We start from the raw sequence: 13,022 nt of genomic DNA, 5'->3' as shown, positions 1-13,022 counted from the left end.
TCAATGAATTTAACAAAAGCACCAGGTTCAACACATAAAACCAAAAGAATAGGCCGTGGTCAAGGTAGTGGTATGGGTAAAACTTCTACTAAAGGTGGAAAAGGCCAAACTGCTAGAAAAGGTTATAATGAAAAAAGAGGTTTTGAAGGGGGTCAACAACCACTTCAAAGACGTTTACCAAAGGTAGGCTTTACTTCTAAATTTGAAAAACCTTATGTGATTAATGTTGAAAAAATCACAGCAATCAAAGAGCTTAGCGAAATTACATTTGAAACAATCAATAGCATTCATAAGCTTTCAAAAAATGTAAATAAAGTTAAGCTTATTGGAGCAAGCGCTAAAGATCTTGCTAGTAAAATTAAAGACGAGAAGATTACTTTTAGCGGACAAAAATAATGAATAAAACATTGACAAATAAAATTCTCATAACATTAGCTTTTTTATTCGCTTATAGAATATTAGCTTATGTTCCAGTTCCGGGGGTTAATGTCAGTGTTATCAAGGAATTTTTTGATTCTAATGCATCTAATGCATTAGGCTTGTTTAATATGTTTAGTGGAGGTGCTGCTGAAAGACTTAGCATCATCTCTCTAGGCATTATGCCTTATATTACTGCTTCGATTATTATGGAGCTTTTAGCGGCAACTTTTCCTAATATAGGAAAAATGAAAAAAGAACGCGATGGTATGCAAAAATATATGCAAATTATCCGTTATGCTACTATAGCTATCACTTTGATACAAAGTATAGGCGTTTCTATAGGCTTACAAAGTCTTCATGGAAAAGCAGGTCAATCAGCCATTATGATTGATATGAATACTTTTATCGCACTTTCTGCTGTTTCTATGCTTGCAGGTACCATGCTTTTGATGTGGATAGGTGAGCAAATCACTCAACGCGGTATAGGAAATGGTATTTCTTTAATTATCTTTGGTGGTATTGTTTCTACAATTCCAGGTGCAATTAGTGGAACAGTAAATTTGGTAAATACAGGCGAGATGAATTTCTTGACTATCATTGCCATTTTAGTTGTAATTTTACTTACTATTTGGGCTATTATAGTAGTAGAACTTGGAGAAAGAAGAATTCCTATTTCTTACTCAAGAAAAGTAATCATGCAAAATCAAAACAAACGCATTATGAACTATATACCTATTAAGATCAACTTAAGTGGTGTTATTCCTCCTATTTTTGCAAGTGCGATTTTGATGTTTCCAAGTACTATTTTACAAACAAGTACAAATGAATATGTGTTAAAAATTTATGACTTTTTAAATCCAAATGGATTTTTCTTTCATATTTTAACATTCTTACTTGTTATTTTCTTTGCGTATTTTTATGCATCAATTGTATTTAATGCAAAAGATATAGCTGAAAATCTTAAAAGACAAGGTGGTTTCATACCAGGTATTAGACCAGGTGAAGGAACTGCAAATTATCTTAATGAAGTAGCGTCAAGACTTACCTTGTCAGGTTCTATTTATTTAGGGCTTGTAGCTACATTACCATGGCTTATTGTGAAGTTGTTTGGTGTGCCTTTTTATTTTGGTGGAACTTCTGTTTTGATTGTAGTTCAAGTAGCACTTGATACAATGAGAAAAATCGAAGCCCAAATTTATATGAATAAATACCAAACTTTAAGTGCAGTAGGCTTATAAGAAAGTAGATTTTCTACTTTCTTCCTTTTTAAAGGATTTTGATGAGACTAGGCGTTTTTGATAGCGGTGTAGGTGGGCTTAGTGTTTTAAAATCTTTACTTCAAGCAAAACTTTTTAAAGAATATATCTACTATGGGGATACTGCAAGAGTGCCTTATGGGGTTAAAGATAAAGAAACCATCATTAAATTTTCTCTAGAAGCTTTAGAATTTTTCAAAGAAAAAAAAGTAGATATGCTTATTATTGCGTGTAATACAGTTAGTGCGCATGCTTTAGAAATTCTAAAAGCAAATGCACCATTTCCGGTTCTTGGAGTTATAGAAGCAGGAGTTTTAGCGGTTAAAAACTCTTTAGAAGATAAAAACTCTAATATATTAGTCATTGCAACACAAGCTACCGTGGATTCTCACGCTTATAAACAAGCTTTAATTAAAGAAGGTTTTTTAAAAGTGGAAGAAAAAGCAACGGGACTTTTTGTACCTATGGTTGAAGAAGGGATTTTTCAAGGAGATTTTTTAAAAGCTGCTTTTGAGTATTATTTTAATAAGCTCAAATTTCACCCTAATGCTTTAATCTTAGCATGCACACATTTTCCCTTAATCGCTCATTCTTTGGAAGAGTATTTTGGTAAAAACACAAAACTTATTCATTCAGGTGAAGCTATAGCTTTGCAATTACAGCAAGAATTTAACTTAACATCAATCCAAGAAGAAGCTAATATTGAATTTTATGCTTCAAGTGATGTAGAAAAACTAAAAAAAATTGCAAATTTATGGCTTTAAATTAATGGTTATTTACTAAAGTATTTTTTATATTTATAATTTATTTTTATTTAAACATAGTTGCATTATAATCTTTATCATTTCTAATGAAAGGACTAACATGAAAAAAATGTTAATGTGTGCAGCTATGGCACTAAGTTTAGGAGCAGGAATTTTGGAAGCAAAACCAAAAGTTGCGATTTTAGCTACAGGTGGAACTATCGCTGGTTCGATTGATAGTTCAGTAGCTACTACAGGTTATACAGCTGGAGTTTTGGGGGTTGATGCTTTGATTAAGGCAGTGCCTCAAATTCAAGATTTAGCAGTAATTAGCGGAGATCAAATTGCTAATATTGATAGCAAAGATATGACAAATGAAATTTGGCTAAAACTTGCTAAAGAAGTTAATAGACTTTTAAAATCTGATGTAGATGGAGTTGTAATTACTCATGGTACTGATACTATGGAAGAAACTGCATATTTCCTAAATTTAACCGTAAAAAGCGACAAGCCTGTTGTTTTGGTTGGTGCAATGCGCCCATCAACTGCAATTAGTGCAGATGGTCCTAAAAATCTTTACAACGCTGTAGCATTAGCAGCAAATCCTCAAGCAAAAAATAAAGGCGTAATGGTGGCTATGAATGATAGAATTCAAAGTGCTAGAGGCGCTATGAAAACTCATAGTTTAAATGTAAATGCATTTAGCTCACCAGATATGGGTGATATGGGTTATATAGTAGATGGAAAAGCATTTTTCTATAATACTAATACAAAATTACACACCAAAAAATCTCCATTTGATGTTAGCAAACTAAAAGAACTACCAAAAGTAGATATTCTTTATAGTTATGCAAATGATGGTAGTGGTGTTGCAGCAAAAGCTTTGTTTGAAAATGGAACCAAAGGTATAGTTGTAGCTGGAACAGGTGCTGGTAGTATTCATGATTATCAAAAAGATGTATTAAAAGAATTGCTTAAAAAAGGTCTTAATGTGGCGGTAAGTTCACGTGTAGTAGCTGGTAGAGTTGCAGTAAGTGATGCTGATGCAAAACTTGGTTTTATTGATACAGGTGATATGAGTCCTCAAAAAGCTAGAGTATTATTAATGCTTGCTCTAACTAAAACAAGCGATCCTAAGAAAATCCAAGAATATTTCTTAAAATACTAATACCTTTAACACTCAAATGCTAAAATAACATTTGGGTGGATTTTTCAATAAAAATCTTACTTAATTAATCACAAGGATATTAAATGAAACAATATGAAAGTTATAAATGCCAAAAATGTGGCAATGAAGTAGAAGTACAAAATGTAGGTGGTGGAAAGCTTAGTTGCTGTGGTCAAGAAATGGAGTGTATTACTAAAGATTTAACAGCTGTAAATTTAATGAAAGCTTTTGCTGGCGAATCTATGGCAAGAAATAAATATGATTTATTTGCAGATATTGCTCAAGAAGAAGGTTGGCATGCTATTGCAAAACATTTTAGAGAAGCTGCAGAAAATGAAAAATGGCACGCAAGAGCTGAATTTAAAGCTTATCATGAATTAGTAGATGGTAAAGCTTTAGAAGAAACTGCTAAAAATTTAATCTGCGCAGCAGAGGGCGAAAACTATGAGCATACTACTATGTATCCAAATTTTGCAAAAATCGCAGAAGATGAGGGCAAAAGAAATATAGCAAGATTATTTACAGCTATAGGCAAAGTAGAAATTGAGCATGAAAGAGAATATCTAGCGCTTAAAAAAATGCTTGAAGAAGAAGATTTCTTTAATTCAGAAGTAGAAGAATTATGGGTTTGTGAAGTTTGTGGGCATATACATCGTGGTAAAAAAGCACCAAATGCCTGTCCTTTATGTAAAGCTCCAAAAGAATACTTCAAACGCGAATTTTTAGGATAATTTTAAAAACCTTGATAAAAATGATAAAATATTTTATTTTTATCAAGGTCTAATATGCAAATTCTAACTCATCCTTTCAAACCTTTTTTTGATGAAAATTCAAAAGTTTTAATACTAGGTTCTTTCCCATCTATTAAATCAAGAGAAGAAAATTTTTATTATCAACATAGCAAAAATCGTTTTTGGCGTATTTTTGAAATATTATTTGAGTGTGAGTTGAAAACAGTACAAGTTCAAAAAGCTTTTTTAAAAGCAAATCATATAGCACTTTGGGATGTTATAGCAAGTTGTAAGATAAAAAATTCAGATGATAAAACTATTTCTTATGCTAAAGCAAATGATATAAATATGATTTTAGATAAGGCAAATATAGAAAAAATTTGTGTATTAGGTAAAGTTGCAAGTAAATATTTTGCTAAATTTTATCCTGAGCAAGAATTTTTTGAACTCCCTTCAAGCTCTCCTGCTAATATGAATTATTCTTTAGAAAATTTAGTAGAAAAATATAGCATTATAAAGGAAAGATAATGGCTTTAGTTGGAGTAGATGAGGCTGGACGCGGGGCTTTGGCTGGAGATATGCACATAGGAGCTTGCAAGCTTTTAAAAAATATTGATGGTTTGGCTGATTCTAAAAAATTAAGCGCAAAAAAAAGAGAAGAATTATACGAGCAAATTCTTTCTAGCTCAAATTTTTTAATCCTTGCTTTTTCGCCTTTGCAGATTGATACTTTGGGGCTTAGTCAGTGTTTGCAACTAGCTTTAAAAATCATAAAAAAACACTTTAATCAAGATGAGATTTTATATGATGGAAATTTAAATTATGGGGTTTTAGGTATAAAAACCATGATTAAAGCTGATATGAAAGTACAAGAAGTTTCAGCAGCTAGTATATTAGCCAAGGTAAGTCGTGATCAAAAAATGTGTTATTTTTCTAAATTATATAATCATTATGATTTTGATAAACACAAAGGTTATGGTACAAAAGCTCATATAGAAAAAATTAAAGCATTTGGTTATTCGCCCTTGCACCGCAAAAGCTTTATGCTAAAGTGTTTTGAGAAAAGCTTATTTGATTAAAATGTGTGGTTTTTACACTTTTTTATTTTAAATTTTCATTTTCTTTGAAAAAAATAGAAAAATTAACATTTGAAATATTATTATTAAGATAAAAAAATATATTCAAAAAATATTTTTTTGATAATTAATTATTAAAATTTACAATATCAATTAAAAATACAATGTATTTTAAGAAAAATTAATTTTTTTCTATTATAGTAATATAAAAATATTTCAAGGGGTATTATGTCTTTACTTTTAAGCGAGCTAAAGATTGGAAATTTTTATGTAAAAAATCGCATTGTAATGCCCCCTATGGATATGTATGAAACACAAGTTTTAGATGGTAAGATTAATCAATTTCACCTGATACATTATGGAGCCAGAGCTTTGGGTGGTGTTGGGCTTATCATAGTTCAAGCTTGTGCGATTAATGAAAATGCAAAAATAGCTGATAATGATATTGGTCTTTGGGGAGATTTTCAAATTCAAGGACATAAAGAGCTTGTTGAGCTTTGTCATCATTTTGGTGCTAAAATTGCCATTCAGCTAAATCACAGTGGCCGTAAAAATTCGTGTAAAGAAGCCATATCAAAAGCCCCAAGCAATATAGCTTTTAGTGAAAAATTTTCCAAACTTCATGTTTTAAGCAAAGATGAAATTTTACAAATTGAGCAAGAATTTATTCAAAGTGCTAAAAGAGCTAAAGAAGCAGGTTATGACGCAGTAGAGCTTCATAGTGCTCATGGATATTTGCTTAGCTCGTTTTTATCGCCTTTATCAAATCAAAGAGGTGATGAATATGGGGGTAGCTTTGAAAATAGAATACGTCTTTTGTGTGATATCATTAAGCGCATAAAAAAAGAAGTTGATATTGCTTTATTTGTAAGAATTTCAGCCACGGAATGGCAAGAAGGTGGTTGGAATTTAGAAGATAGTAAAAAACTTGCCTTGATTTTAGAAAAATTAGGTATTGATATGTTAGATGTTTCAGCAGGAGGAAATATCAATAAACCTTCTTTAGTGCCAAACATAGCACCACTTTATCAAGCTCCTTATGCTAAGGCCTTAAAAGAAGTTGTTAAAATTCCTATATCTTGTGTAGGTCTTATAAATAGTGCTAGTGAAGGTGAGGCTTTGCTTTTGGGTGGGGTGTGTGATTTGGTTTGTTATGGTAGAAAATTACTAAGAAATCCAAATTTTGCAAATGAAGCCGCAGTTGCTTTAAATAAAAGAGAAAAAATTATGCCAAATTACTCCAGAGCGTATTTGTAAAATAATACAAAAAGTTTTTTAGGTAAAAGCTTTTTTTATTATTTTTTACAAGGAGAAAATGTGGATAATCTTAAGTGGAATTCTTTTGATACGCGTTGGATGCTTTCTCTTTTTGGGACTGCAGTTGGTGCGGGGATTTTATTTTTACCTATTAAGGCAGGTGTTGGTGGTTTTTGGCCAGTTGTTGTGATGGCTTTGATTATTTTTCCAATGGTGTATTTAAGCCATAGAGCCTTAAGTCGTTTTGTATGCCAAGCAAATGGTAATGATAAAGACATTACTCATGCGGCTGAAGAGTATTTTGGTAGAAAAGTAAGTATTTTTATTTCTGTGCTTTATTTCTTTGCAATTTTCCCAATTTGTTTAGCGTATTGTGTAGGTATAACTAATACTTTTGAGAGTTTTATTTATAATCAATTCTTGCCACTTTTAGATCCAAATGGTTCTTTTGCAAGTGTAATTAGTGCTATGTATCAAACAAGTGTTAATGAGCAAGGAAAAACTATAGCTAATTTACTTCCTTTTTATAGAGCGCTTTTTGCTTTTGTTTTGGTAAGTATTTTTATGCTTATTATGCTTTTTAGTGAAGAATTAATCACTAAAGTATGCGAATGGCTTGTGTATCCTTTATGTGCTATTTTATTTTTATTTTCTTTATATCTTATTCCACAATGGTCATTTGAAAGTTTTAGTGCTATTCCTGGTACGAAAGAATTTATCACTATAGTGTGGCTAACTTTACCAGTTTTAGTGTTTTCGTTTAATCACTCACCGGCTATTTCTACTTTTTCTCTAAGTGTAAAAAGAGAATATCCTGAAAATTCGGTACAAAAAGCAAATCAAATTTTGCTTAGAACCTCTGTAATGTTGCTTGCTTTTGTTATGTTTTTTGTGGTATCTTGTGTGCTTTCTTTGACTCCAGCTGAACTTGCTGAAGCTAGAGCGCAAAACATACCTGTGCTTTCTTATTTTGCTAATAAGCTTGATAATCCATTTATTTCTTATGGTGGTCCATTAATCGCATTTTTAGCAATTTCTAGTTCATTCTTTGGTCATTATTTTGGTGCTAGAGAAGGTGCTTATGGTATAGTTAGAAAATGCTGCAAATTAGCAGGTAATGAAAACCCTGATTTGAAAAAAATCGCAGTTTATTCTACTTTAGTAATGTATATTGTTATGTTAATTACTGCTTATGTAAATCCAAGCATTTTAGGTTTTATTGAAAGCTTAGGTGGTCCAATTATTGCTGCAATCTTATTCTTAATGCCTATGATTGCAATTTATACTGTATCTAAAATGAAAAAATTCCAAAATAAAGCTTTAGATGCATTTGTATTTATCACAGGTATTTTGACAATCATCACTGTAATCTATACTTTTTAAGGTGTTAATGAATGAGTAGTAATTTAAGTATATTTAAAGTTGGTGTTGGTCCTTCATCTTCTCATACCTTAGGACCAATGCTAGCGGGTAATATGTTTTGTGAAAAGATTAAAGATAAAATCACACAAATTACAAAAATTCAAATCAGACTTTATGGCTCTTTATCACTTACTGGTAAAGGCCATTTAAGTGATAAGGCTATTATATGGGGTTTGAGTGGCTTAAGAGCAAAAGAACTCAACGCTGCTTTGCAAGATCGTGTGTTTAATAAAATTTTACAAGATAAAATTTTGGTTTTAAATGCTCAAAAAGAATTAAATTTTGATTATGATAAAGATTTGATTTTTGAAAAAGACTTTTTACCTTTACATGAAAATGGGTTAAAAGTAAGCGCTTATGATGAAAATGGAGAAATCATTGCTGAAGAAATTTATTATTCAGTGGGTGGTGGTTTTGTTATGAGTGAAGCTGAGCTTCAAAAACACAAAGACGGAGCTTGCGAGCAAAAACATACTAAATTAGAACTTGATGTTAACAATGCAAGTGATGCTTTAAAAATTTGTGAAGAAAGATCATGGGATCTAGCAAAACTTTCTTATGAATACGAGCTTCAATTTCATACTAAAGAAGAAATTAGAGCTTATTGTTTAGAAATTTGGGAAGTAATGCAAGAAGTTTATTATAATGGTATTCATCCAAGTTCAGATTTTCTTCCAGGAAATTTACATTTAAAACGCCGTGCAAAAGGGCTTAATGAGCGTTTGGCTATGACAAGCGATCCTTTGGGGATTATTGATTTTATTTCTTTATATGCTATTGCTATTGCAGAGGAAAATGCAAGTGGAGCTAGAGTAGTAACTGCTCCAACTAATGGAGCTTGCGCTGTTGTACCTGCTGTAATGCTTTATCTTAAAAACCATACGGTTGGTTTTAATGATGAAAAGGCTATTAATTTTTTGCTAACTGCTATGTTAATAGGTTCTTTTTATAAGAAAAATGCAAGCATAAGTGGTGCTGAAGCTGGCTGTCAAGCTGAAATTGGTAGTGCAAGTTCTATGGCAGCAGGAGCTATGGCTACTGTGATGGGTTTTGATGCAAAGATAGCTTGTAATGCTGCTGAAATTGCGATGGAACACCATTTAGGATTAACTTGTGATCCAGTAAGTGGTTTAGTGCAAATTCCTTGCATAGAAAGAAATGCCTTTGGAGCGATTAAAGCTATTTCAGCTGCTAGAATGGCAATGAGTAGAAAATCAACTCCAAAAGTAAGTCTTGATGAGGTTATAAAAACTATGTATGAAACCGGCAAGGATATGAACTCAAAATACAAAGAAACCTCCTTAGGTGGTTTAGCTACCAATCTTACAAGTGTATGTTAAAACCTTAAGTTTTAGAACTTAAGGTTTTTTCCTTAAAGCTTTTAAAAGCGCATAAATGCTAAATTTTTAAAAATTTTAAGGAAAATGTAAATGATAGAAATCAAAAAACCAGCAGAGATAGAAAAACTACGCAAGGCAAATGAGCTTGTAGCTAGAACGCTTGATTATCTAGAGGGTATTATAGTTCCAGGTATGAGTTTAAAAGAAATTGATATTAAAGCGGAAGAATTTATACTTGATCATGGTGCAAAACCATCTTTTAAAGGTTTGTATGGTTTTCCAGGCAGTATTTGTATCTCGCTTAATCAAGCTTGCATTCATGGTGTGGGCGATGAGCGTGTTTTAAAAGAAGGTGATATTTTAGGTCTTGATGTAGGTACTTGCATAGATGGATACTATGGGGATGCAGCAAGGACTATACCTATAGGTAAAATTTCAGCTACTGATGAAGCATTAATTGCTTGTGCTAAAGATGCTTTGTATTATGCTATAGATATTATCAAAGAGGGTATGCGCTTTAAAGAGCTTTCTTATGAACTTGGTGAGTTTATTACTAAAAGAGGTTTTGTGCCTTTGAAGGGTTATTGTGGTCATGGTATAGGTAAAAAACCCCATGGTGAGCCTGAAATTCCAAATTATTTAGAACCAGGTGCTAGTGCAAAAAGCGGACCTAAAATCAAAAATGGTATGGTATTTTGCATAGAGCCTATGGTGTGTCAAAAAGATGGCACGCCGGTACATTTAAAAGGCAATTGGGAAGCAGGAAGCAAAGATGGTTTAAATGCGGCTCATTATGAGCATTGTGTTGCCATAATAAATGGCAAGGCAGATATTTTATCTAAGTAAGAAAGTTTAATCTTTCTTACTCGAATGTTTTTAGTTTTTCTGAAAGTTTAGAAGCATTTTCTAAAACATCTTGTGAAATTTGTGTTAAATCAAGGGAGTAGTTTTTAACACAATTTGCAAGTTCGGTTACTTTTTCTATATTTTGTTCTAGCTCATTCATTTTAGCTTTTGATTCATCGCTTTTTTCTTCCATGATTTTAGTAGAATAAATACTTGTTTTTAATTTTTCTATAGAAGTTCCAACCTCACCTTGTAAGATATTAGCTTTGTTAGAGATATCATTCATGGATTGATGAATTCCATCCATCAAACTTTTGTTGTCATTGATTTGTTGCACTATAGTTCTTACGGTGGTTTCTATAGCAACTAAAGATTTTGTGGTTTTATCTGCTAGATTTCTAACTTCATCAGCAACCACAGCAAAGCCACGTCCATGCTCGCCTGCACGTGCTGCTTCAATAGCTGCATTTAGCGCAAGTAGGTTGGTTTGGTCGGCTATGTCTTTTATGGTTGTAGTAACTTCTACTATGCTATCAGCACTTTGTACTAACATATCCATAGCACTTAAAACACTTTGTTCTTTTTCACCACTTAACAATATAAGCTCTACTAATTCTTTAAGTGTAAGCTCAACTTTAGCCATTACTTCTTGCATGCCATGCATATCACTTATAGTGTTTTTAGCTAAATTTTGTGTTAAGTCTATATGGCTTTCTAAGATAGAACTTATTTCATGGACATTAGAAATTTGCTCATGTTGTAAAAGTGAGCTTTGCTGTAAAACTTCAGCATTTTGAGAAAGCTTTTGTGAGCTTTTGTGACTTGAATTTGCAGTTTGTATAGCTTCTAAAACCGAATTTTGCACTATTTGTATAAAAGAGTTTATATAGCCAGCACTTGTAGCCAATTCACTTTTTTTATCAATATCTAATCTTGCGCTTAAATTCGCATGCTCACCAGCTAAGTTTGCACTTAGTTTTTCAAGTAAAGATATAGGTATGATTACTTTTTTTAATGTTAAAAGTATGAAGAAAATCAATACAGCTAAGGTGAATAAGAAAATTCCTATAGCGGTGTAAAGATTGTATTTGTTGTTAAGATTAATTTCTTGAGCAATGAAATTTTTATGAGATATGATTTCTTTTTGTAATTCTTGATCAAGAAAACTTTGAGAATTATCTTTTAAAATTTTAATCTGACTTAGTATCATTTTACAATGTGTGCTAAAAAGTTCAAATAATTCTTGTGGAAGCTGTGGATCGTTTGTGTTTAAATTTGCTACTAAACTTTGGAGACGATTTTGTGCTAAAGGCTCTAGTATATCCATAGTTCCTATGATGCTTAATATATCCCCGATAGATTCTATTTGTCTAGCTTCTTGAGTAGTAAGTGCTAGCTTGTTTGTTTGTTTAATGATTTCTTGTTGAATTTCATAAAGATAAAGTTTTGAATTTATAGCAATAGAATTAGCTGATTTAAAATGCTGTAATTGAGCATTTTTTTTCTCAAAAATCGTTTGTATTTTTTTAGTGTCTATTTTATTGGCTTTTAAAATTGCTAAAGTATTTTCAAAATCTTGTATTAAAGCAACACTAGTGTCATAATTTTGCAAATTAAGTTTGTTTTTAAAAATCTCATCTATTTTGGTATCTAGAATTTCTAATTTTTGAAAAGAACCCATGATGAGTGAATTTCTCTTTGTGGTGTTGTAGGTATTAAAGATAAATAAGGTCAAAATTAAAAGTAATACCAAAACCACTATAGACAAAGTGATGAATTGTTTTAAAAAAGAAAAAGATTTTTTATTTGAGTGGGTCATGGTATTCTCCTGTTAAAGAATTTAAAAAAGCAACTATATCATCAACCACATCTTGTTCTAAAAATTTACCAAGTTGATAATAAGCCATAAATTGCACGCAAGCATCAAGTGTTGGCATGGAGCCATCATGAAAATAAGGAGCAGTTTTGGCTATATTTCTAAGGCTTGGCACTTTTACTACGAATTGATCATGAGGATCTTGGGTAATCTCATAGCGCCCTTTCCAGTTTGTTCCATTATCATAAGGTACAAATACTCCCATTTTTTGATACATATTGCCACCTATATTTTGACCTTGATGACATGCTATACAACCATTTGATAAAAAAGCATTATAACCTCTTTTTGCTTGCTCGCTTATTGCATTTTTATCACCTTTTAAGTAGCGATCAAAAGGGGAATTTGGAGTGAGTAAGGTTTTTTGAAACTCAGCTAAAGCGTGTGTTATGTTTTCAAAGCTAATTTCTCCATAAAGTTTTTTAAACTCTTTTTCATAAATTGGGTTAGCTTTTACAATTTGTACTACTTCACTTTCATCTTTTAAGCCCATTTCTTTGGGATTTAATAAAGGATGTTTGGCTTGATCTTGCAAGTCTTTTGCATTGCCTCTCCAAAATTGAGATAGATTAAAAACAGCATTGAAATTTGTAGGTGTATGAAATGGTTCGTCTATTATGCCATTAATACCCGTTGAAAAAGTTTTATTATCTACTCCAAATTTTGTAATATCATGACAAGTGTTACAAGATACTTTTTTATCTTTTGATAAACTTGTATCCATGTAAAGTTTTTTACCTAAAATAGCTTTTTCTTTATCATAAGGAACACTTTCAGGTAAAGGGGTAATCATTTCAAGTGCTAAAAGTGGTAGTAAAGAAAATATTAAAATAATAAAAGTTTTCATAATCATTTTCCTTATTTTTATAAATTTTTAATTAATAATT

At 31.6% G+C, this 13,022-nt stretch carries 13 protein-coding genes and 1 pseudogene; 11 read left to right on the top strand and 3 right to left on the bottom strand.

Translation table 11 applies throughout. The annotated features are described in order from the left end of the window. Positions 1-3 precede the first annotated feature (3 nt). The 11 genes from rplO (at position 4) to map (ending at position 10,259) form a co-directional block, all read left to right on the top strand. On the top strand, positions 4-396 hold the full coding sequence (rplO, locus tag L8X30_RS04595) for a 50S ribosomal protein L15 (RefSeq protein WP_039617163.1): 393 nt from the start codon (positions 4-6) through the stop codon (positions 394-396). Beyond that, positions 396-1,658: a preprotein translocase subunit SecY gene (gene secY, locus L8X30_RS04590; protein ID WP_039667833.1), complete on the top strand. Its 1,263-nt coding sequence runs from the start codon at positions 396-398 to the stop codon at positions 1,656-1,658. Before rplO ends, secY begins: the two co-directional genes overlap by 1 nt. Before the next feature lie 41 nt (positions 1,659-1,699). Then, complete coding sequence (gene murI / locus L8X30_RS04585; protein ID WP_263663720.1) at positions 1,700-2,440, top strand: glutamate racemase; 741 nt, start codon at positions 1,700-1,702, stop codon at positions 2,438-2,440. Positions 2,441-2,555: 115 nt separating this feature from the next. After that, positions 2,556-3,587 carry a type II asparaginase gene (locus L8X30_RS04580; protein WP_263679341.1) on the top strand — a complete coding sequence of 344 codons (1,032 nt, stop codon included), beginning with the start codon at positions 2,556-2,558 and terminating at the stop codon, positions 3,585-3,587. 83 nt (positions 3,588-3,670) lie between these two features. Beyond that, positions 3,671-4,318 (top strand): ferritin family protein, encoded by a 648-nt coding sequence (locus tag L8X30_RS04575; protein ID WP_012660833.1) that lies wholly within the window; start codon positions 3,671-3,673, stop codon positions 4,316-4,318. 54 nt (positions 4,319-4,372) lie between these two features. Continuing rightward, on the top strand, positions 4,373-4,846 hold the full coding sequence (locus tag L8X30_RS04570; RefSeq protein ID WP_263679246.1) for a DNA-deoxyinosine glycosylase: 474 nt from the start codon (positions 4,373-4,375) through the stop codon (positions 4,844-4,846). After that, positions 4,846-5,397 (top strand): ribonuclease HII, encoded by a 552-nt coding sequence (locus L8X30_RS04565; protein ID WP_263679245.1) that lies wholly within the window; start codon positions 4,846-4,848, stop codon positions 5,395-5,397. Before L8X30_RS04570 ends, L8X30_RS04565 begins: the two co-directional genes overlap by 1 nt. Before the next feature lie 225 nt (positions 5,398-5,622). Then, complete coding sequence (locus L8X30_RS04560) at positions 5,623-6,651, top strand: tRNA-dihydrouridine synthase (RefSeq protein WP_263679244.1); 1,029 nt, start codon at positions 5,623-5,625, stop codon at positions 6,649-6,651. Positions 6,652-6,750: 99 nt separating this feature from the next. Continuing rightward, positions 6,751-8,034: an aromatic amino acid transport family protein gene (locus tag L8X30_RS04555; protein WP_412175506.1), complete on the top strand. Its 1,284-nt coding sequence runs from the start codon at positions 6,751-6,753 to the stop codon at positions 8,032-8,034. A gap of 11 nt (positions 8,035-8,045) precedes the next feature. Beyond that, positions 8,046-9,413, top strand: a complete 1,368-nt coding sequence (locus L8X30_RS04550) for an L-serine ammonia-lyase (protein ID WP_066007744.1) — start codon at positions 8,046-8,048, stop codon at positions 9,411-9,413. Between the two features lie 90 nt (positions 9,414-9,503). Then, the gene (gene map / locus L8X30_RS04545; RefSeq protein ID WP_263679242.1) at positions 9,504-10,259 is read left to right on the top strand and encodes a type I methionyl aminopeptidase; all 756 of its coding nucleotides are present in this window, start codon (positions 9,504-9,506) and stop codon (positions 10,257-10,259) included. Positions 10,260-10,275: 16 nt separating this feature from the next. Here map and L8X30_RS07955 read toward each other — a convergent pair whose 3' ends face one another. The 3 genes and pseudogenes from L8X30_RS07955 to L8X30_RS04535 form a co-directional block, all read right to left on the bottom strand. Continuing rightward, positions 10,276-10,902 (bottom strand): methyl-accepting chemotaxis protein, encoded by a 627-nt coding sequence (locus L8X30_RS07955; protein WP_412175505.1) that lies wholly within the window; start codon positions 10,900-10,902, stop codon positions 10,276-10,278. 504 nt (positions 10,903-11,406) lie between these two features. Further along, a pseudogene (locus L8X30_RS07950) lies at positions 11,407-12,078 on the bottom strand (DAHL domain-containing protein); the annotation flags it as partial. Next, complete coding sequence (locus L8X30_RS04535) at positions 12,062-12,985, bottom strand: cytochrome-c peroxidase (protein ID WP_412175504.1); 924 nt, start codon at positions 12,983-12,985, stop codon at positions 12,062-12,064. The pseudogene L8X30_RS07950 and the gene L8X30_RS04535, both read right to left, overlap by 17 nt. Positions 12,986-13,022: the final 37 nt, after the last annotated feature.

Source organism: Campylobacter sp. CNRCH_2015_0338h (assembly GCF_025772785.1).
Classification (GTDB): Bacteria; Campylobacterota; Campylobacteria; order Campylobacterales; family Campylobacteraceae; genus Campylobacter_D.
Note: the sequence above shows the minus strand (reverse complement) of the source record. Positions and strands in the feature narration are given on the sequence as shown.

Coding starts and splice junctions, on each gene's coding strand:
- L8X30_RS04575 (WP_012660833.1), top strand. CDS start 3,671: ATGAAACAATATGAAAGTTATAAATGCCAAAAATGTGGCAATGAAGTA.
- L8X30_RS04580 (WP_263679341.1), top strand. CDS start 2,556: ATGTGTGCAGCTATGGCACTAAGTTTAGGAGCAGGAATTTTGGAAGCA.
- L8X30_RS04550 (WP_066007744.1), top strand. CDS start 8,046: ATGAGTAGTAATTTAAGTATATTTAAAGTTGGTGTTGGTCCTTCATCT.
- L8X30_RS04560 (WP_263679244.1), top strand. CDS start 5,623: ATGTCTTTACTTTTAAGCGAGCTAAAGATTGGAAATTTTTATGTAAAA.
- rplO (WP_039617163.1), top strand. CDS start 4: ATGAATTTAACAAAAGCACCAGGTTCAACACATAAAACCAAAAGAATA.
- map (WP_263679242.1), top strand. CDS start 9,504: ATGATAGAAATCAAAAAACCAGCAGAGATAGAAAAACTACGCAAGGCA.
- L8X30_RS04565 (WP_263679245.1), top strand. CDS start 4,846: ATGGCTTTAGTTGGAGTAGATGAGGCTGGACGCGGGGCTTTGGCTGGA.
- murI (WP_263663720.1), top strand. CDS start 1,700: ATGAGACTAGGCGTTTTTGATAGCGGTGTAGGTGGGCTTAGTGTTTTA.
- L8X30_RS04555 (WP_412175506.1), top strand. CDS start 6,751: ATGCTTTCTCTTTTTGGGACTGCAGTTGGTGCGGGGATTTTATTTTTA.
- L8X30_RS07955 (WP_412175505.1), bottom strand. CDS start 10,902: ATGGCTAAAGTTGAGCTTACACTTAAAGAATTAGTAGAGCTTATATTG.
- L8X30_RS04570 (WP_263679246.1), top strand. CDS start 4,373: ATGCAAATTCTAACTCATCCTTTCAAACCTTTTTTTGATGAAAATTCA.
- secY (WP_039667833.1), top strand. CDS start 396: ATGAATAAAACATTGACAAATAAAATTCTCATAACATTAGCTTTTTTA.